The sequence below is a fragment of the Bacillus sp. CH30_1T genome (genome assembly GCF_008364765.1).
Classification (GTDB): domain Bacteria; phylum Bacillota; class Bacilli; order Bacillales; family Bacillaceae_B; genus Rossellomorea.
In genome coordinates, this window is record NZ_VTUY01000021.1 from 1 (window position 1) to 19,756 (window position 19,756).

Consider the following 19,756-nt stretch of genomic DNA (forward strand, 5'->3'; position numbering starts at 1 on the left):
GATGTCGGCTCATCGCATCCTGGGGCTGTAGTCGGTCCCAAGGGTTGGGCTGTTCGCCCATTAAAGCGGTACGCGAGCTGGGTTCAGAACGTCGTGAGACAGTTCGGTCCCTATCCGTCGTGGGCGCAGGAAATTTGAGAGGAGCTGTCCTTAGTACGAGAGGACCGGGATGGACGCACCGCTGGTGTACCAGTTGTCTTGCCAAAGGCATCGCTGGGTAGCTATGTGCGGAAGGGATAAGTGCTGAAAGCATCTAAGCATGAAGCCCCCCTCGAGATGAGATTTCCCATCACGTATGTGAGTAAGATCCCTAGAAGATGACTAGGTAGATAGGTCAGAGATGGAAGCATGGCGACATGTGGAGTTGACTGATACTAATCGATCGAGGACTTAACCACAAAGAGTCATTTTTAAATGAACAACAATGGGTCGGTATTCGGCTTTCTTGACATCAATTCTTTATCTAGTTTTGAAGGAACAACCTTCAATTTAATATTCGTCTGGTGACAATGGCGAAGAGGTCACACCCGTTCCCATGCCGAACACGGAAGTTAAGCTCTTCAGCGCCGATGGTAGTTGGGGGATCTCCCCCTGTGAGAGTAGGACGTCGCCAGGCAAATGTGAAAAGAGTAGCTCTTAGGGGCTGCTTTTTTTGTGGTTTTATTTTTGAGAAGAATTGTGGAAGAGGAATTCATTTCAATCATAAAATCATTATCTTGGTGAAAAGTTAATCTGAGTCAATTGGAAATCGTTATGTGAATTTAGGTGATAATTGGTAATAGAAGCATAAACAGTTAAAAATGACGCATAAAATGAAAAATCGACGCAATAACGGGTCAAAATGAAGCAATAAAGATAAAAACGACGCAATTAGCATACATCTTCAAGCTTGACCGCCTCTATATCTATGAAAATATTGATATCTACTTCCCTATAATAGTCTTCGTTAGCATAAAGAAAATTTTTGAGAGAGATAGGAACATTTATTAGTGCTTATTACATATAAATCTTCATTCTGAGGGACACAAAATCCTCGAAATCTTCCCTGATGGCCAGCAAATGTAATGTTACTCAAAATCATCCTGAACTATTTGTATCTAAATCCTATTTTCTATCAACTAATCAATTATATATGTCTATATGATATCCGACGTCCAACAACTCATCCTATTCACCCACTGCACCTCAAGCAACCACAAACACCACTCCTCAACTCATCTCATCTCATCTCAGTTCCTTCCACAAACACGCCTGCAAACTACCACCATCATCACATGCTCAAAATTGCTATCCACCGACTCTCTAAAGTATTATTTAAATAAAAGTATATACAAGGAGAGAAGAACATGACGACAATATATGATTTCACCGTAAAAAGAGCGAATGGATCTGTAACGTCTCTAGAAGGGTACCAGGGGAAAGTGATGCTTATCGTGAACACAGCCAGTAAGTGTGGCTTTACACCTCAATTTGAGGAGCTGCAGGGCCTGTATGAAGAGTATAAGGATGAAGGGCTTGTTGTACTAGGATTTCCATGTGATCAGTTCATGAACCAGGAATTTGATGATCAGAATGAAATCATGGAGTTTTGTCAGGTGAACTATGGGGTATCTTTTCCGATGTTTGCGAAAGTCGATGTGAAGGGAAAGGAAGCTCATCCACTGTTCACGTTTTTAACGAAAGAGAAAAAGGGTGTCCTTCTTTCGAATATTAAGTGGAACTTCACTAAATTTTTAGTTGGGAAAAATGGAGAGGTATTTGATCGTTATTCTCCGCAAACAACCCCCCTAAAAATTGAGGACGATATTAAAAGGTTACTTCAAGCAGAATAGGGAGGGATGAGGGGGAGTCCGTCATCCTTCCTCTTTCTCCTACATTTTATCCTGAAGTAATTTTAGTAAAAGATACGGTGCTTTTGCTGTTGTTACATTGATGAACGTATGGATGATGGGATAGTCTTCATTGGTTCGGTTTTTTAATAGTTCCACCCACCATTCAGTTTCGTACCGGGCAATCATGCTCAGGTTATATAATATTGCATAATGGATGAGTACCTCAGGTATTGTGGTGGCTTCATTCCGAATGCCGGGAAGGGCTAATCTGTTTTTGTCCAAGTGCCATCTAACGGGAAGTTGCTCCCGAACATGTAGTGATTGTAACGTATTGTCCGAAATCCAAATGAAATTCTCTGTTACCTTTTCATTCAGATATTGTTTGAACAAACTTTCTGACATATGAAAATGGGAAAGGATTGACTCATCAATGATCAGCTCATGTTGATGGTTAAACCAGAACATGGTTTTCTTATTGAGTAAAATTTGAAATGCATCTTCAAGCTCAGGTATTTGTATGAGTAGATCTTCCATCTTGTATTTTTCCCCCACGATATGTTTCACGTGAAACACGAGGTTGGAGAAATGTGAAAACAGACCATTTTTCTGTACCTTTACTTCATCTTGTAAAAAGCGGTACTGCTGCTTTTTTCTTTTCCTGGAGGTAATCCCATGGGCCAGGACCGTGGTTGTTTCTGGATATAGGGGGTCCACCGTTAACACAATGGCTTTGGTAAAGTGAATAAATCCATAGAAAAGCAAAATGGGCTTGAGTGATATAGGAGATTGCATGGCTTGTCTGTAATAAAGTTCTCCTTGCTCCAAGTAGTACATGAATGGATAACAGTTATCATAGCTTTTCATTTCTGCCTGAGAAGATCCCAATTTTTCATAGCATTTTTTTAGAAACTTCTGGGAGTATTCTGCAGACTGAAAATAGTGGATGAAGTCCCATTGTTGATGTATTTCGCTCAAATGATCACCTTCTAATTATTCTGAAAAATTAAATTAATCCTATTCTTCTTGACAGTATTTTAACCAATTGATAACCTACTAATAATATTTTGGGACTAGGGAGGCCGAAAACATGTGGGATTCTAAATTTGCTAAAGAAGGTTTAACGTTTGATGATGTACTATTATTACCAGCCAAATCAGAGGTATTACCAAAGGATGTAAATATCTCTGTTGAATTAACAGATTCAATTAAATTGAATGTTCCTGTGATTAGTGCAGGAATGGATACTGTAACAGAAGCTGAAATGGCAATTTCAATGGCTCGACAAGGTGGGCTGGGTATCATCCACAAGAATATGAGTATCGAACAGCAGGCTGAGCAGGTTGATAAAGTAAAACGTTCCGAAAGTGGAGTTATCTCTGATCCATTCTTTTTAACTCCGGATCATCAAGTCTTTTCTGCAGAACACTTGATGGGCAAATATAGAATTTCCGGTGTTCCGATTGTGAACAACGAACAAGAGCAAAAGCTGGTAGGGATTTTAACGAACCGTGACCTTCGTTTCATCCAGGACTACTCCATTCAGATCTCGGATGTCATGACAAAGGAAAACCTCGTGACAGCTCCTGTTGGCACTACCCTAGAAGAAGCGGAAAAAATTCTTCAGCAGTACAAAATTGAGAAGCTTCCTTTAATTGATCAAGAAGGAACGCTTAAGGGACTTATTACGATTAAAGATATCGAAAAAGTCATTGAGTTTCCTAACTCTGCCAAAGACGATCAAGGACGCTTATTGGTTGGAGCAGCTGTTGGTATCTCGAAAGATACATTGACTCGTGTTGAACATTTAGTGAAATCACAGGTGGATGTGATTGTAATTGATACAGCTCACGGCCATTCAGCTGGAGTTCTTTCTATTGTTCGTGAAATCCGTGAAGCTTATCCAACGTTAAATATCGTAGCAGGAAATGTGGCAACGGCAGATGCGACAAGAGAATTGATTGAAGCTGGTGCTGATGTAGTTAAAGTGGGGATTGGACCTGGTTCAATCTGTACGACTCGTGTCGTTGCAGGTGTCGGCGTTCCACAAATTACCGCTGTGTATGATTGTGCGACAGAAGCAAGAAAGCACGGAAAGAGCATCATTGCTGATGGCGGCATCAAGTATTCAGGTGATATCGTAAAAGCATTAGCAGCTGGTGGACATGCTGTTATGTTAGGAAGTTTACTTGCCGGTACATCTGAAAGCCCTGGAGAAACGGAAATCTTCCAGGGACGCCGCTTCAAAGTATATAGAGGAATGGGATCCGTCAGCTCCATGGAAAAAGGATCGAAGGACCGCTATTTCCAGGAAGAAAATAAAAAGTTTGTTCCAGAAGGAATCGAAGGCCGTATTCCTTACAAAGGTCCTTTAGCCGATACATTGTATCAGCTAATCGGAGGCTTACGTTCGGGCATGGGATACTGCGGAACGAAGGATCTATACGCATTAAGAGAGCAGGCTCAGTTTATTAAAATGACGGGTGCCGGACTTCGTGAAAGTCATCCTCATGATGTGCAAATCACGAAAGAAGCACCAAACTATTCATTATAAGAAAATAATTCCAAATGCTGATCAGATACTACTGATCAGCATTTTTTTATTTAAATTTAAGTCATATTTACCGCCTTTTATCGGAGGTCGCAAGTCCCTTGACCCATGCCAAAACTAGTCATATTCTCTGTCTATTCTTACCTTTCGAACTATGATAAAATAACGAAGGTGTACATAAAATCTTGGAGGGCTAACAGTGAAAAGAAGTTGGATTCAAAAATCTTTTGTTTGTATGATGGTTTTTATGATGGCAATGGGTATCGTAGGGAGACCTGCAAATGCTCAGGGAGACTTGGACGTTAACGCAAAAGCTGCGATTCTAGTAGAAGCAAGCACGGGTAAAATTCTTTATGAAAAGAACTCAGAAAATGCTCAAGGCATTGCAAGTATGACGAAAATGATGACAGAGTACCTGTTATTGGAAGCAGTTGAAGAAGGTAAAGTGAAATGGGACCAGAAGTATACGGTACCTACTAATCTTTCTCAAATGTCTCATAATGGTGAACTGAGTAATGTTGACCTTCGAGAAGAAGGTACTTACACGATCAAAGAATTGTATGAAGCAATGGCGATTTATTCTGCTAATGCAGCGACAATTGCCATTTCAGAAACGATTGCCGGTTCAGAAGCAAATTTCGTTAAAATGATGAATGCAAAAGCTAAAGAACTAGGCTTGGAAAAATATAAATTTGTTAATTCTACAGGTTTAAATAATCGAGACCTGCAACCATATGTAGATAGTGTTGTTGGGGGTCCAGAAGAAGAAAACGTCATGTCTGCAAAGGACGTTGCCACACTGGCGTACCGTTTGCTTCATGATTATCCTGAAGTACTCGAGACTTCCAGTATTGCGAAAAAGGTATTTGCTGAAGGAACAGAAGATGCAACTCAAATGGATAACTGGAACTGGATGTTACCTGGATTGATCCGTGAGTACGAAGGAATGGACGGTTTAAAAACCGGTACTACAGATTTTGCAGGAGCTAACTTCACTGGCACAGCAGAAAGAGACGGAATGAGATTCATTACCGTGGTAATGGACGTTGATGTACCAGTTGGTGAAAACTCCTACGATGCCCGCTTTAGTGAAACAAGAAAAATGATGGATTATGCATTCAACAATTTTACAATAGAGGAAGTACTCCCTGCTGACTATCAAGTAAAAGGTCAAAAGACACTTCCAGTTGAAAAAGGTAAGGAAAAAGAAGTTCAAATCAAAACCGATGCCGCGTTAAGCATGGTGATTAAGAACGGTGAAAAAGATCAATACAAACCGAAATTTGTGTTAGATAAGAAAAAGCTGAACGATGATGAACTGACAGCACCTGTTAAAAAAGGAGAAAAAGTTGGGTACGTCACATTGGAATCAAAGGATAAGAAAGATTTAGGTTACCTTACAGACAAAGGGACAAATGCCTCTAAAGCATCTGTTGTAGCTGTGGATGGTGTTGAAAAAGCAAACTGGTTTGTGCTTTCTATGAGAGCTGTAGGAGGTTTCTTCGGGGACATCTGGAACTCGGTTACATCAACGGTTAAAGGCTGGTTCTAATAAGCCCGTAGGTTAAATGATTAAATCAGCACCAAGACTTTAATTTTGGGACAAGTCTTGGTGTTTTTTTATAGGCAGGGAGAAAAAGAGGTAGCATACTAGGAGCACCTTGAGAAATTCCCAAGAAATACATGTCGTGCCCAACCAAGCCGCTTCCGCTTTTCGAGGTGTCCAGCTCCAGGGCTTAGAGGCTCGAGGCCATAAGCCAAACATGCCAAAAAGGCAAAGAACGCCTTTCCGGCATGTTCGTCTTATGCTTGTCGCCTCTGGGCAAAGGCCTTCCGCTTTTCGTCTCTTGACATAAGTCTTTTTTTATTGTTTATTTAGCAGTAGGGTTACATAATCATTCCGATTGTTTTAGTCGCGTTTTCTTCCTTTTTTGGATGGAAATGGGACGGGCATGGGATAAATATAAGGGGGATATAGATATGAATACTGGTACAGATCGTGTTAAAAGAGGTATGGCTGAAATGCAAAAAGGCGGCGTTATCATGGACGTTGTCAATGCAGAGCAGGCAAAAGTTGCTGAAGCTGCGGGTGCAGTGGCAGTAATGGCTTTAGAACGAGTTCCAGCAGACATCCGTGCTGCAGGTGGGGTAGCAAGAATGGCAGATCCCCGTATTATTGAAGAAGTTATGGGGGCTGTGTCGATTCCTGTCATGGCAAAAGCTCGTATCGGTCATATAGTAGAGGCAAGAGTCCTTGAATCAATGGGTGTTGATTACCTTGATGAGAGTGAAGTATTAACGCCTGCTGATGAAGAGTACCATTTAAATAAAAGAGATTTCACTGTACCATTCGTATGTGGTTGCCGTGATTTAGGTGAAGCTGCCCGCCGTATTGGTGAAGGTGCATCCATGTTACGTACAAAAGGTGAGCCGGGAACAGGTAACATCGTTGAAGCGGTTCGTCATATGCGTAAGGTAAATGCCCAGGTTCGCAAGCTTGTAAGCATGAACGAAGATGAAATCATGACAGAAGCTAAACTATTGGGAGCTCCATATGAATTGTTGTTGGAAATTAAAGAAAACGGACGTTTACCTGTTGTAAACTTTGCTGCAGGCGGAATTGCAACACCAGCTGATGCGGCTCTTATGATGGAATTAGGGGCTGACGGAGTATTCGTAGGTTCTGGTATCTTCAAATCAGAAAACCCTGAGAAATTTGCAAGAGCGATCGTAGAAGCGACAACTCACTATCAGGATTACAAGTTGATCGCAGAGCTATCTAAAGAGCTTGGTGTAGCAATGAAGGGAGTAGAAATTTCTTCTATCTTACCTGAAAACCGTATGCAAGATCGTGGATGGTAAGGTGTGATTCTATGTTGAACATCGGTGTATTAGGACTTCAAGGTGCCGTCAGGGAGCATGTGCGTTCAATCGAAGCCTCTGGTGCCAAGGCCATCGTCATTAAGCGTGTGGAGCAGCTGGAAGAGATTCAAGGCCTGATCATGCCAGGTGGGGAAAGTACCACCATGAGAAGGCTGATCGATCGATATGGCTTTATGGAGCCGTTAAGACAATTCGCGGCAGCCGGGAAGCCGATCTTTGGAACGTGTGCAGGATTGATTCTCTTAGCGAAGCACATTGTCGGATACGACGAACCTCATCTTGGTGTGATGGACGTAACAGTGGAACGTAATTCCTTTGGGCGTCAGAAAGAAAGTTTTGAAGCGGATCTTTCGATTGCTCATATTGGAGAAGGGTTCAATGCCGTCTTCATCCGTGCTCCCCATATCGTGGAAGCTGGAGAAGATGTTGAAATCCTGGCTAAGCATAATGAACGGATTGTTCTTGCACGCCACGGACAATTCCTCGGTTGCTCTTTCCATCCTGAGTTAACGGATGATCACCGCTTGACTTCATTCTTCGTTGAGATGGTGAAAGAAAGCATGGAAAAAACAATCGCATAATTCTATTGCAAAATGGAAAACATTGTAGTAGATTATGAAATAACTAATAAAACAAAATCGTTGACAGGAAATAGTAGTAAAGAAGGCTTGCTTAAGAGAGTCGATGGCCGGTGAGAATCGACGCAAGAGCTTTATGAATCCATCCTTGAGTGAAGTGCTGAATGAAGTAGGTATTTTCGGTGATTCCGTTACCATCTCTTAAGAGGAAGATGCTTTGCGTCTTCAATTAGGGTGGCAACGCGGAAACCTCCGTCCCTTTTACCAGGGATGGGGGTTTTTTATTTTTTTATAAAAAAGGAGAGAATCTCATGTTAGACATTAAGTATTTACGTAATAATCTGGAAGATGTGAAGGCACGTCTACAGCACCGTGGTGAGAATCTGGAGGATTTCGGCAAATTTGAAGAGCTCGATAAGAGAAGAAGAGAGCTGCTTGTGGAAAGTGAAGAATTAAAGAGCAAGCGTAATGACGTATCCCAGCAGATAGCAGAGCTGAAGAAAGAGAAAAAGGATGCACAGGACCTGATCGTTGAAATGCGTGAAGTTGGGGCCATGGTGAAAAAACTAGATGATGAATTACGAGGGATTGAAGAGGAGTTAGAGCGCATCCTGCTTTCCATTCCTAACATTCCACATGAAACGGTACCGGTTGGTGAAACGGAGGATGATAATATAGAAGCCCGCAAATGGGGGGAGATTCGTGAGTTTGATTTCGAGGCTCAGCCTCACTGGGACATTGCAACAGGCCTTGGGATCCTGGATTTCGAACGTGCCGGCAAAGTAACCGGAAGCCGTTTTGTTTTCTATAAAGGGTTAGGAGCAAGACTAGAAAGAGCCCTGATTAACTTCATGATGGATCTGCACATGGATGAGCATGGGTATACAGAAATGATCCCTCCATTCCTGGTGAATAGAGCGAGTATGACGGGAACAGGTCAACTTCCTAAGTTTGAGGAAGATGCGTTCAGAATCGAAAGCGAGGATTATTTCCTGGTTCCTACAGCAGAGGTACCTGTAACAAACTATCACCGTGATGAGATCATGAAGGGTGAAGAATTACCTGTAAGTTATGTGGCGTACAGTGCTAACTTCCGTTCTGAAGCTGGATCTGCCGGCCGTGATACACGTGGTCTGATCCGTCAGCATCAATTTAACAAAGTAGAGCTTGTTCGCTTTGTGAAACCTGAAGATTCTTATGATGAGCTTGAGAAACTGACTGGCCATGCTGAGAAAGTTCTTCAGTTACTGGGCTTACCATACCGTGTGTTATCTATGTGTACAGCGGATTTAGGCTTCACCGCTGCCAAGAAATATGACATCGAAGTCTGGATTCCAAGCTACGGAACATACCGTGAGATTTCTTCTTGCAGTAACTTTGAAGGCTTCCAGGCAAGACGTGCGAACATTCGTTTCAGAAGGGAAGCTAAAGGAAAACCTGAACATGTGCATACGCTGAATGGATCTGGTTTAGCAATCGGACGTACTGTTGCCGCCATCTTGGAAAATTACCAGCAAGAAGATGGATCTGTCATCGTTCCGGAAGCTCTTCGTCCGTATATGGGTGGAGCGGAAGTCATTAAATAATATCAGCAAACGATTCCGTTGGCCGACAATAAAAGGTGCCTCACGAATTTATCGAGTGGCACCTTTTATTTTTTTTAGAAATATGCTTGACTCCATTTATACACCATGTTATTATAATTCTTGTCGATACGGAGGAATACCCAAGTCCGGCTGAAGGGATCGGTCTTGAAAACCGACAGGGGTGTAACAGCCCGCGGGGGTTCGAATCCCCCTTCCTCCTCCATTGATTTTTTTATAACCATAGCGCATAAACATTGGAGATAGAATTCGTTACATTTTATGTAACGAATTTTTTTATTTTATGGATATACCGATCGACTCAGTCCAATTTACTTAAGGTTTTTTATGTCTTCTCTTAAATGGTCGTCTGATGTATGTTCCAGTACACCTATCTTAGTGATATGAAGGCGTGCTTCTTCATCTCCGAGTAAATAAATCTTCGAATAGATATTCCTCATGGATTGATCATATTGATCGTCTTCCGGTGAATTGTGATATTGACGGAAAGGAACCTGAGCCCGTCTCATAGTCGACATGTCATCATCGTAGTTATCATTGAACAACATTTTCAGTTCGTTTACTTCTGTTGGAGTAGCAAATATGCGAAAGCTTGGACTGGCATTTTGATTAGGGTCTTGCAGAATGTCCCCGCTACTTATATCTACAAAATACGTTTGTTTCGATTCCATGTTTAATCCAACTCCTTATATTTCTGTTTGTTTGTACATATACCTCTTTTAGGTTGGAAATAAACGGATATATGTTTTCCGACAACCTTTATATATAAAAAAAGACTACTCCTGCCGCAAAGCACAGAGTAGTCTTTTTCATCTATTATTCTGATCCAGCTCCGGCGCCTAGTCCCTCGAGGTCATAAGACAAGCCATCCAAAAGGCAAAAAGCTGCCTTTTTGGATGGCTCGTCTTATGCTTGTCGGGCCTGACCAAAGCGCCTCCGCTTTTCGTTTAGCTTTTCAACATTCTCGTCTGTTCAATGAAATACCCGATTCTTTCAACGATTGGTTCGATTGAGTTTTGATCGTTCACCAAATCGTATTCACTGATATCGAGTCTCAGTACGGGACAAGCGTTAAAGGAGTTGATCCAGTTTTCATAACGCTCGTGCATTTCTTCCCAGTAGGCAACAGGTGTTTGTTGTTCCATTGGGCGGCCGCGCTCACGGATGCGATCAACGACATTATCAATGGATCCTTCAAGGTAAATCAGAAGATCAGGGTGTGGAAAGTATGGTGTCATAACCATAGCATCGAAAAGACTTGTATACGTTTCATAATCGATTTCGCTCATATTCCCTTTCTCATAATGCATGCGGGCGAAGATGCCTGTATCTTCATAGATAGAACGGTCTTGAATGAAGCCGCCGCCGTATTCAAAGATTTTCTTTTGTTCTTTGAAGCGTTCCGCCAAGAAGTATACTTGAAGATGGAAGCTCCAGCTCTTAAAGTCCTGATAAAATTTATCGAGATACGGATTGGTATCAACTTTTTCAAATGACGTTCGGAAGCCGAGTGCCGTGGCTAAGCCGTTTGTCATAGTGGATTTCCCGACACCGACTGTTCCGGCAATGGTGATCACGGCATTGTTCGGGATCCCGTATTTAGTGCGAAGATTCATGATGGTGAACTCCTTTTTTAAGTGTAGTCTCTAACTGTGTAAGAATGTATTTCAGGTCTTCTTTATTTTGAACGAAGTCTACGTGGTCGCCATTGTAGCGAAGAACAGGGATGTCAGGGTGAGCTTTTTCAAATGTGTTCATATATTCTTCATAGTCAAGTGATAGCTGCTTAAGGTAAAGAGGGCTGATTTTCTTTTCGAAGTCTCTTCCTCTTTTTTCAATGCGCTTTAATAGCGTATCGAGGCTTGCGTTCAAGTAAATCACGACATTAGGCCTCGGCATGTCCGAAGTGAGGATGTCATAGATATTAAGATACTTTTTGAACTGTTGTTCATCTTTCAATGTACGTTTAGCGAAGATGATGTTTTTAAGAATATGATAATCTGCTACAACAGATTTATTTTGAGATAGATAGTGCTTTTCAATATCCTCTAGCTGTTTATAACGATTGCATAAGAAAAACATCTCTGTTTGAAAGCTCCACTCTTCAATGTCATCATAAAATTTGTCTAAGAACGGGTTTTCATCCACGATTTCTTTCAGTAAGTGAAAATGGAAATGCTCTGAAATCGCTTTTGCCAGAGAGGTTTTTCCTATTCCAATCGGGCCTTCAACGGTAATGAAAGGAATGCGCCCCATTAATTGTCCTCCTCATATTACGGCAATCTTTTTCTCTTATAAAAATGTAAAACTTAAAAATTACGACAGGAATTATTGTAACACAATATATGGATGGTTGTTCAGGTTATTTCCCAGGTTCAGAAAATACGCTACGTTCACTATATCGACTTTAAACGATCGACTCTTAAGGGGAAGCAAATAAAAAGCTGATGGATAGGTGTTTATCGATTTACCTATCCATCAGCTTCTATTTATTATCTTTTTACGACAGTGAAATTGTCAGAAAGTAACAGCCAATTTTGCGGGAAGGGAAGACCCAGTTTCCAGTAGCTCATCCCTCTTAGTTTCAGCTCTTTCATTAGGTCGAATTTTGCCTGGATGCTTCGGGCGTCTTCGAACCACACTTCATGATCCTTACCTGTACTAGCATCACGGTATTTGAAAAATGGGGCCTGTGCTTTTTGATCATACTGAATCGGTACGTTGTTATCTGCGGCTATCTTGATTGCCTGTTGAGGACTGATGGCTTTTGCTGTACTCCCTTGGACAAATGGGAGCGTCCAGTCATATCCATATAAATTTTGCCCCATGAGAATCTTGGATGGAGGCATTTCTGAAATGGCGTATTCAAGGACTTCACGAACAGGTCCGATAGGGGAAACGGCCATGGCGGGACCTCCACTATATCCCCACTCATAGGTCATGATCACGACAAAGTCGACAATTTCTCCGTGAGCCTTATAATCATGGGCCTCATACCATTTGCCTTTTTGGTCGGCACTTGTCTTAGGAGCAAGGGCGGTTGAAAGTAGCCATCCTTCTTGATTAAAACGCTGTTTTGCTTTTCGTAAAAACTGGTTGTAGGCTTCTTTGTCCTGTGGACGTAAATATTCAAAGTCGAAGTGAATGTCTCTGAACCCGTATTTTTTCGCTGTTTGGACAACGTTATTGAGGAATTTATCCTGGATCGCCTGGTCGGTCAGCAGGATTCGTCCTAGTTCATCGCTGAATGTTCCTTCCTCTTGATTGGTGATGGCCATCATCATGACATTATTATTGTCTTTCCCAGTTTGAATCAGATTCCCGAGAGGTGGTTCTTGCAGGGTGCCATCACGTTTTGCTTGAAAGCTGAATGGAGCCAGATAGGTAAGATAAGGTGCTGCTTCCTTGGCACTATCTTCAAGGTTTTGGGCGACTTCATTTCCGTAAGGCTCTACATATGCGTTAAACTCCGCATTTCCTTTTGGCTTCTGTGGAACGTATAAACGAACCCCCACCTGTAAAGGCTGATTGGGAGATATTCCGTTCACCCTTGCTAATTCCTGATAGGGGACTCCTGTTTTCTGACTAATCGCCCAAAGGCTATCTCCAGGTTGAACAAAATAAAAGCTTCCTATAATAGGGATGACCAATGATTGGCCAACCACCAGGTTATCAGGGTTTGGCAGTTCATTGGCATCTACTATATCCTTAACTGTTGATCCATACGCTTGTGCGATACCAAATAACGATTGGTTCGGTTGGACCACATGAATTTGCATACACAGACCCTCCTATATTTCATTCACTATAATCAACTTATGAAATGGAAGGCCTCGATATGTTTTGCAGAACAAATTTTATACTATCTCACCAGTGGATTCTATCTTCGCTTTTAATACATTTTTCATCATCGTCAACGCATAGTGATTATCTTCGTCACTGACAGATGCAATGGCGTTATTGGGCACAATAAGGTTAAACTCTCTCATATAAGCATCGTTTGCTGTAAAAAGTACACAGATGTTGCCGGCGATACCCGTGATGATAAGATTTTTAACAGACAAATGGTGTAAGAGTGTATTTAACGCGGTGCCGTAAAAAGCGGAATGCTTTGGTTTAATAAGAAAAAAATCTTTATCCGTCGGTTGGAGCGGAGTCATGATACTATCACTCACATCATTATGACATTTCTGGTAAATCTCTTTGTAATCTGCTTTCCATAACTCATAATGGTCATTAATATAAATGACAGGATGCTGATGTTTGGTACAATAGTGACGTAATGTGTTTATAGGTTCAACAATTTGGCGGGTATGGCGAGCTAATGTATTTCCATGCTCAAAGTCGAACGGATTCATAATGTCAATAATAAGAAGAGCTGTTTCGTTAGGTATCATATTGTATGCCCCTTTCTCTTATAGTTTGGAGTCAATGGGGATATTTTATAAAGAAAAGAGAAATAAATTTGTGGGAGTACATAATGGGTATAAGAGAAGAACGATTTATGATGGAAGCATTAAAGGAAGCAAAAAAAGCGGCAGCGATTCAAGAAGTTCCGATCGGAGCGGTCATTGTAGTAGGGGATGAAATCATTGCCCGTGCTCATAATCTGAGAGAAATGAGTCAAAATGCCATCACCCATGCCGAGACATTAGCCATTCAAGAGGCATGTGAGAAACTTGGCACATGGCGGCTTGAGGGGGCGGAGCTTTATGTCACACTTGAACCATGTCCGATGTGCAGTGGAGCGATTATCCTTTCGAGAATAGAGAAAGTTATATATGGAGCAAAGGATCCTAAAGCGGGTTGTGCGGGAACGTTAATGAATCTACTGGAAGATGATCGATTTAATCACCAATGTGAAGTAGTGCCTGGAGTACTTTCAGAAGAGTGTGGTGGAATTCTTTCCCGTTTTTTTAAAGACTTGCGAGAGCGGAAGAAGTTCGAGAAGAAAAACAGGACTTTCGGTCTGTAAATAACTTACAGTATTCCATCATTGCTTTTTACCGTAAATCCTAGTATACTTAATCTTGCGTCGCACTTATGACGCAACTAAATATGGTATCAATTTTGCCGTGCTAGGTGGGGAGGTAGCGGTGCCCTGTACTCGCAATCCGCTCTAGCGAGACCGAATTCCTTTCCGAGGCTGGCACTCTGTAGGGCTGCCTCAAGTAAGTGGTGTTGACGCCTGGGTCCTGCGCAATGGGAATCCATGAACCATGTCAGGTCCGGAAGGAAGCAGCATTAAGTGGAAGCTCCCATGTGCCGCAGGGTTGCCTGGGCCGAGCTAACTGCTTGAGTAACGCCTATGGATGCTTGTCGACGAAAGGTGCACGGCAGTTTAATTTAAATACAACAACTCATCCTTCATTGGGTGAGTTTTTTGTTTATATAAAGGTTTGAGGTTTAACCTAAATTGATCTCCGGTTTTCTTTGTAAAAGGGATTTAGATTACGTTATAATAGACACTATAGTACATAAACAAGAGGGGGGAGTATTTTGGCATATCAAGCTTTATATCGTGTGTGGCGTCCTCAGTCATTTATTGATGTAGTTGGACAGCAGCATGTAACGAAAACGTTGCAAAATGCCCTCCTTCATCAGAAGATTTCACATGCCTATTTATTCTCGGGACCAAGGGGAACAGGGAAAACGAGCGCAGCGAAGATCTTGGCGAAAGCGGTTAACTGTGAGCGGTCTCCGATAGCGGAACCCTGTAATGAGTGTGATGCATGCATAGGGATTACTGATGGTTCGATTCCCGATGTCATCGAAATCGATGCTGCTTCCAATAACGGAGTGGAAGAGATCCGGGACATCCGGGATAAAGTCAAATATTCTCCAAACGTAGTCGAGTATAAAGTCTACATCATAGATGAAGTTCATATGCTGTCTATCGGAGCCTTTAATGCTTTACTGAAAACGTTAGAGGAACCACCTAAGCACGTCATCTTTATCCTTGCGACTACAGAGCCTCACAAGATTCCCCTTACGATCATCTCACGCTGTCAGCGCTTTGACTTCAAACGGATTACAGCCAGGGATATTGTGGGACGGATGAGTCATATTGCCACAGAATCAGGTGTGAACTTTGAAGAAAATGCCCTTACGATAATTGCACGGGCTGCTGAAGGCGGGATGCGTGATGCCCTTAGCCTTCTTGATCAAGCCATCTCTTTTAGTCAGGACCGGGTAACCGTAGACGATGCTTTGACTGTAACAGGGGCTGTTTCTCAAGGATATTTAAATACACTGGCGAAAGCAATTTTGGAAAGAGATGTCACAAGTGGATTAGGTGCCCTGGAAGAATTGCTATTCCAAGGGAAGGACCCGGCGAGGTTCGCAGAGGACTTTATTCTTTATTTCAGGGATATGCTGTTATACCAGACGGCTCCAAATCTTGAAGAATCACTGGAACGCGTCATGCTCGACGATGATTTTAAAGAACTGGCGGGTCAAACTCAGCCTCAGCAGATTTACCAATATATCGACGTCTTGAATCAGGCCGGTCAGGAAATGAAGTTCACGAATCATGCCCGGATTTACCTGGAGGTTTCCATTGTGAAGCTTTGTCAAATGGAAGCACCTGCATCTGCTTCTTCTCCGGAAGTGAGCGAGATGATGAAAAAGATCAAATTTCTTGAAAAAGAGATCGAACAGCTGAAGGCGAATGGAGTCAAGGTTCAAGCAGAGCCGGCTTCACAACCGGCGAAAAAACCGATCAGGGCAAAGAAAGGCTTCCGGGCTCCTACCGGGAAAATTCAGGAAGTACTCCGGACGGCGACGAAAGAAGATCTTAATCTGATCAAGAGCCGCTGGGGAGATATGGTCGAAACATTGAACCAGCGTCAAATGCGCTCGCAATCAGCATTGTTAAATGATGCTGAACCTGTAGCAGCTACAAACGGCTCATTTGTGTTAAAATTTAAATACGATATTCATTGTCAGATGGCAATGGAGAATCAAGCTTTCACTTCAGCGATTGCTTCCATACTGGAAGAGCTTACAGGAAACAGCTATGCAGCGATTGGAATTCCTGAAGATCAGTGGGTGTCCATAAGAGAAGACTTTATCCGAAACTCGAAAACAGAAGATGGAGAAGCATCAGGCGAGGATCAAGGTGAAGACTCACTCTTGAAGGAAGCTGAAAAGCTTGTCGGTATGGATTTAATAGAATTAAACGATTAATCTAGAAAAAATTAACTGGAGGTAATAATATGATGCGCGGAAATGGTAATATGCAAAATATGATGAAGCAAATGCAAAAGATGCAAAAGAAAATGGCGGAAGCTCAAGAAGAATTAGGAGAAAAGCAAATCGAAGGAACAGCTGGCGGCGGAATGGTGACTGTTATCGTTTCCGGTCACAAACAAGTTATTGATGTAAAGATCAACGAAGAAGCTGTTGATCCGGATGATGTAGAAATGCTACAAGATTTAGTCCTTGCAGCGACAAACGATGCACTGAAGAAAGCAGACGAATTAACGAACTCAACTATGGGTCAATTCACTAAAGGAATGAACCTACCGGGAATGTTCTAGGAGGCAATACGATGCATTATCCTGAGCCTATATCGAAGCTGATCGACAGCTTTATGAAACTGCCGGGGATAGGGCCGAAAACTGCGGCCCGACTGGCTTTTTTTGTTCTTAGTATGAAAGAAGATACTGTATTGGATTTTGCGAAAGCATTGGTCAATGCAAAACGTAATTTAAGTTACTGTTCTGTCTGCGGCCATATTACAGATCAGGATCCATGCTATATTTGTGAGGATCAAAGACGGGACCGCAGCATCATCTGTGTAGTTCAAGACCCCAAAGATGTCATTGCCATGGAGAAGATGAAAGAATATAACGGACAATACCATGTGCTCCACGGTGCCATCTCTCCTATGGACGGGATTGGACCCGAGGACATCAATGTTCCGGATCTAATAAAGCGTCTTCACGGTGACGAGGTCCAGGAAGTCATCCTCGCGACCAACCCGAACATAGAAGGGGAAGCGACAGCGATGTACATCTCACGGCTAGTCAAACCATCAGGGATCCGAATCACAAGGATTGCTCACGGGCTTCCTGTCGGTGGAGATCTTGAGTATGCAGATGAAGTAACGTTATCGAAAGCCCTTGAGGGAAGAAGAGACGTTTAACGAAGGAGAGGATACCTATGTTTTTCCGGAAAAAAGGAAAGCTGAAAAAAGAGTATGACCAATCCTTACTTCACGTTTTAGACGAAACCAAGGATCATTGGAATCAGCAACGTTCCATCGATGAGATGAGTGTGGATTATAATCTGAACATCCACTGTCACTCGAAAATAGCAGAAGCTAAATATTTTTTTCTCTTTAGAGAAGCAAAACATAGAAAGATCGTCATAAAAAGGTAGACAACCCTCATATCCTTTCAATAAGAGACTATTTATGTTCTATGTTGAGAGGAGAGAAGGATATGAGCCCAGTTATCGTCATTGCTGTGATCAGCGGACTGATTGTACTTCTATTGGCCACCGGCACACCCATAAAGCCACTTCGGTTTGTGGGACAAGTTGCCATGAAGGTCATGATCGGAGCACTCTTTTTATTTTTCCTGAACGCCTTTGGCAGTCAGTACGGAATCCACGTTCCTATTAATCTGGCAACCTCATCTATTTCTGGAATATTAGGTATTCCGGGAGTGGTGGGTTTGACCGTCATCCAGATGTGGATCCTATAACCATACTATAGCAAGAAAAAGGCAGTCGAAGCATCAGGTGGGTTTTTTTCTTACTTGGATCTTGGCTGCTTTTTTACATAGAAAGAGAACAGGGGAAGAACAATGGAATCGTCATTGCACACGGTTCTTTTAAAAGTTCCATGACAAACGGAAATGCGTTGTTGGAAGAGGCGGCTTCGAGGTTAATGAGAACATATGAGTTATTTGGCGAGGTGGGAAATAAACCAGTTTAATTTTGTATCATCATAGTGACCTTCCTTCCGGGATGAAGGGAGGAAGGTCACTTGCTGATTTTCTACTATTCACTTATAAACGTTTTTGGCATTACCACCGCTATTACTTCACCCCGTGCACACAGTTTTCCTTCTGCAAACACTTCTGTTTCCACTCTGAATTTCTTAGGATGAACTTCATGAACTGTGCCCACCGCTTTTAACGGAACGTGGTGAGGTGTGGGTTTCATAAAGTCCACTTGTAAGGAAGCAGTGACAAAACGTGGAGGCTCTTGACCACCACCAATTACTCCACCGTTCTTTCTATGAAGAGCAATTGCAGCTGAACCAGTGCCGTGGCAATCGATTAAGGAAGCAATCAACCCGCCATACACGAAGCCTGGCAAAGCAGTGTGTTCCGGTTTAGGTGTGTAAATCGTGACCATGTGCCCGCCTTCCACTCCGGTACGAAAATGATGCCCATCCTTATTGAGTCGGCCGCAGCCATAACACCACGCAAAATCATCTGGGTAATCATCCTGAATGGCGCGAGTGACTTTGTTCATTTAATATTCTCCCTTCATCACAAACTCTTTCTCTAGTACACTTCTATTAACGTTCTGAAATTCCTTTATTGGTTTGATTTATGTACTATATTTTCACAAATATTAAGTTAAACTTATGGAATCTGGCTTTCATTGACGGCATTTATCCTAAAAGAGCGTTCAACTATATACAATTTACAATTGTCGGAGTAACATCTGTGTAGACATTACCTGTTCATAAGTATGCGAAAGGTAATGTTACTTTCTATTCTATGTGTATTATAGTAAACACCTTTCAAAAACAGAAAAATGGATGAAGCAGAAAATCCTTCTGAAATTAAATTGTAAAAGATGAAAAATAGTATTGACTCTTAATAGTAGAAGGTGATATTATATTCCTTGTCGCCAAAACGACGCGAAAAACAAATTTCAAAAAAAGCTTGACGCTTTATGACGAAAAATGTTATATTTAAGAGGTGCTCAAGAGAGCCTAACGTTATATTGAACCTTGAAAACTGAACAAAACAAGACAATACGTCAACGTTAATTCTAGATTTATTTTTTAAGAGCTATTCAAACTTTTATCGGAGAGTTTGATCCTGGCTCAGGACGAACGCTGGCGGCGTGCCTAATACATGCAAGTCGAGCGGACTGATGGGAGCTTGCTCCCATCAGTCAGCGGCGGACGGGTGAGTAACACGTGGGTAACCTGCCTGTAAGACTGGGATAACTCCGGGAAACCGGGGCTAATACCGGATAACTCATTTCCTCGCATGAGGAAATGTTGAAAGGTGGCTTTTAGCTATCACTTACAGATGGACCCGCGGCGCATTAGCTAGTTGG

Annotated in this window: 19 protein-coding genes, 1 tRNA gene, 3 rRNA genes, 1 other RNA gene and 1 other annotated feature; of the genes, 17 read left to right on the forward strand and 7 right to left on the reverse strand. The window is 42.2% G+C overall.

Features of this window, described 5'->3' with window-relative positions; genetic code table 11:
- The 3 genes from F0342_RS24005 to F0342_RS24015 form a co-directional block, all read left to right on the forward strand.
- Positions 1–398 (forward strand): 23S ribosomal RNA (locus F0342_RS24005); the annotation flags it as partial.
- A 101-nt stretch (positions 399–499) separates the two neighbouring features.
- Positions 500–616, forward strand: a 5S ribosomal RNA gene (gene rrf, locus F0342_RS24010).
- Positions 617–1,346: 730 nt separating this feature from the next.
- Positions 1,347–1,832: a glutathione peroxidase gene (locus tag F0342_RS24015; RefSeq protein WP_149158242.1), complete on the forward strand. Its 486-nt coding sequence runs from the start codon at positions 1,347–1,349 to the stop codon at positions 1,830–1,832.
- A 39-nt stretch (positions 1,833–1,871) separates the two neighbouring features.
- Here F0342_RS24015 and F0342_RS24020 read toward each other — a convergent pair whose 3' ends face one another.
- Complete coding sequence (locus tag F0342_RS24020) at positions 1,872–2,807, reverse strand: YaaC family protein (protein WP_149158243.1); 936 nt, start codon at positions 2,805–2,807, stop codon at positions 1,872–1,874.
- Between the two features lie 112 nt (positions 2,808–2,919).
- Here F0342_RS24020 and guaB point away from each other — a divergent pair, with 112 nt between their 5' ends.
- The 6 genes from guaB to F0342_RS24050 all read left to right on the forward strand — a co-directional run bounded on the left by guaB (position 2,920) and on the right by F0342_RS24050 (position 9,650).
- Positions 2,920–4,383 (forward strand): IMP dehydrogenase, encoded by a 1,464-nt coding sequence (gene guaB / locus F0342_RS24025; protein ID WP_149158244.1) that lies wholly within the window; start codon positions 2,920–2,922, stop codon positions 4,381–4,383.
- A 196-nt stretch (positions 4,384–4,579) separates the two neighbouring features.
- Entirely contained in the window at positions 4,580–5,932 is a 1,353-nt protein-coding gene (locus F0342_RS24030) for a D-alanyl-D-alanine carboxypeptidase family protein (RefSeq protein WP_149158245.1), read from the forward strand.
- Positions 5,933–6,360: 428 nt separating this feature from the next.
- The gene (pdxS, locus tag F0342_RS24035) at positions 6,361–7,242 is read left to right on the forward strand and encodes a pyridoxal 5'-phosphate synthase lyase subunit PdxS (protein ID WP_149158246.1); all 882 of its coding nucleotides are present in this window, start codon (positions 6,361–6,363) and stop codon (positions 7,240–7,242) included.
- 11 nt (positions 7,243–7,253) lie between these two features.
- On the forward strand, positions 7,254–7,844 hold the full coding sequence (gene pdxT, locus F0342_RS24040; RefSeq protein ID WP_149158247.1) for a pyridoxal 5'-phosphate synthase glutaminase subunit PdxT: 591 nt from the start codon (positions 7,254–7,256) through the stop codon (positions 7,842–7,844).
- A 51-nt stretch (positions 7,845–7,895) separates the two neighbouring features.
- Positions 7,896–8,104: a binding site (T-box leader), on the forward strand.
- Positions 8,105–8,152: 48 nt separating this feature from the next.
- A complete protein-coding gene (gene serS, locus F0342_RS24045; protein WP_149158248.1) occupies positions 8,153–9,427 on the forward strand; it encodes a serine--tRNA ligase in 1,275 nt (424 codons plus the stop codon).
- A 130-nt stretch (positions 9,428–9,557) separates the two neighbouring features.
- Positions 9,558–9,650: transfer RNA gene (locus F0342_RS24050), tRNA-Ser, on the forward strand.
- A 106-nt stretch (positions 9,651–9,756) separates the two neighbouring features.
- On the opposite strand, the gene F0342_RS24055 is transcribed toward F0342_RS24050, so the two are convergent.
- The 5 genes from F0342_RS24055 to F0342_RS24075 form a co-directional block, all read right to left on the reverse strand.
- On the reverse strand, positions 9,757–10,116 hold the full coding sequence (locus tag F0342_RS24055; protein WP_149158249.1) for a hydrolase: 360 nt from the start codon (positions 10,114–10,116) through the stop codon (positions 9,757–9,759).
- A gap of 276 nt (positions 10,117–10,392) precedes the next feature.
- On the reverse strand, positions 10,393–11,061 hold the full coding sequence (locus tag F0342_RS24060; protein WP_148996634.1) for a deoxynucleoside kinase: 669 nt from the start codon (positions 11,059–11,061) through the stop codon (positions 10,393–10,395).
- Positions 11,045–11,701, reverse strand: a complete 657-nt coding sequence (locus F0342_RS24065) for a deoxynucleoside kinase (protein WP_149158250.1) — start codon at positions 11,699–11,701, stop codon at positions 11,045–11,047. Before F0342_RS24065 ends, F0342_RS24060 begins: the two co-directional genes overlap by 17 nt.
- A gap of 236 nt (positions 11,702–11,937) precedes the next feature.
- Positions 11,938–13,224 (reverse strand): glycoside hydrolase family 18 protein, encoded by a 1,287-nt coding sequence (locus F0342_RS24070; RefSeq protein WP_149158251.1) that lies wholly within the window; start codon positions 13,222–13,224, stop codon positions 11,938–11,940.
- 78 nt (positions 13,225–13,302) lie between these two features.
- Positions 13,303–13,842: a cysteine hydrolase family protein gene (locus tag F0342_RS24075; RefSeq protein ID WP_149158252.1), complete on the reverse strand. Its 540-nt coding sequence runs from the start codon at positions 13,840–13,842 to the stop codon at positions 13,303–13,305.
- 83 nt (positions 13,843–13,925) lie between these two features.
- On the opposite strand from F0342_RS24075, the gene tadA reads away from it, so the two are divergent.
- From tadA to F0342_RS24110, 7 genes are all read left to right on the forward strand, one after another.
- Complete coding sequence (gene tadA, locus F0342_RS24080; protein ID WP_149158253.1) at positions 13,926–14,420, forward strand: tRNA adenosine(34) deaminase TadA; 495 nt, start codon at positions 13,926–13,928, stop codon at positions 14,418–14,420.
- Positions 14,421–14,518: 98 nt separating this feature from the next.
- Positions 14,519–14,782: signal recognition particle sRNA large type (gene ffs, locus F0342_RS24085), an RNA gene on the forward strand.
- Between the two features lie 162 nt (positions 14,783–14,944).
- A complete protein-coding gene (gene dnaX / locus F0342_RS24090; RefSeq protein ID WP_149158254.1) occupies positions 14,945–16,633 on the forward strand; it encodes a DNA polymerase III subunit gamma/tau in 1,689 nt (562 codons plus the stop codon).
- A gap of 29 nt (positions 16,634–16,662) precedes the next feature.
- A complete protein-coding gene (locus F0342_RS24095) occupies positions 16,663–16,986 on the forward strand; it encodes a YbaB/EbfC family nucleoid-associated protein (protein WP_172655813.1) in 324 nt (107 codons plus the stop codon).
- Between the two features lie 11 nt (positions 16,987–16,997).
- Positions 16,998–17,594, forward strand: coding sequence for a recombination mediator RecR (gene recR, locus F0342_RS24100; RefSeq protein ID WP_044340678.1), 597 nt, complete (start codon positions 16,998–17,000; stop codon positions 17,592–17,594).
- Between the two features lie 17 nt (positions 17,595–17,611).
- On the forward strand, positions 17,612–17,830 hold the full coding sequence (locus tag F0342_RS24105; protein ID WP_044340677.1) for a YaaL family protein: 219 nt from the start codon (positions 17,612–17,614) through the stop codon (positions 17,828–17,830).
- Between the two features lie 62 nt (positions 17,831–17,892).
- A complete protein-coding gene (locus F0342_RS24110) occupies positions 17,893–18,156 on the forward strand; it encodes a pro-sigmaK processing inhibitor BofA family protein (protein WP_044340676.1) in 264 nt (87 codons plus the stop codon).
- 298 nt (positions 18,157–18,454) lie between these two features.
- Here the strand turns inward: F0342_RS24110 and F0342_RS24115 are convergent, their stop codons facing one another.
- Positions 18,455–18,934, reverse strand: a complete 480-nt coding sequence (locus F0342_RS24115; protein WP_149158255.1) for a PaaI family thioesterase — start codon at positions 18,932–18,934, stop codon at positions 18,455–18,457.
- A 560-nt stretch (positions 18,935–19,494) separates the two neighbouring features.
- Between F0342_RS24115 and F0342_RS24120 the strand changes: the two genes are divergently transcribed.
- Positions 19,495–19,756, forward strand: a 16S ribosomal RNA gene (locus F0342_RS24120); the annotation flags it as partial.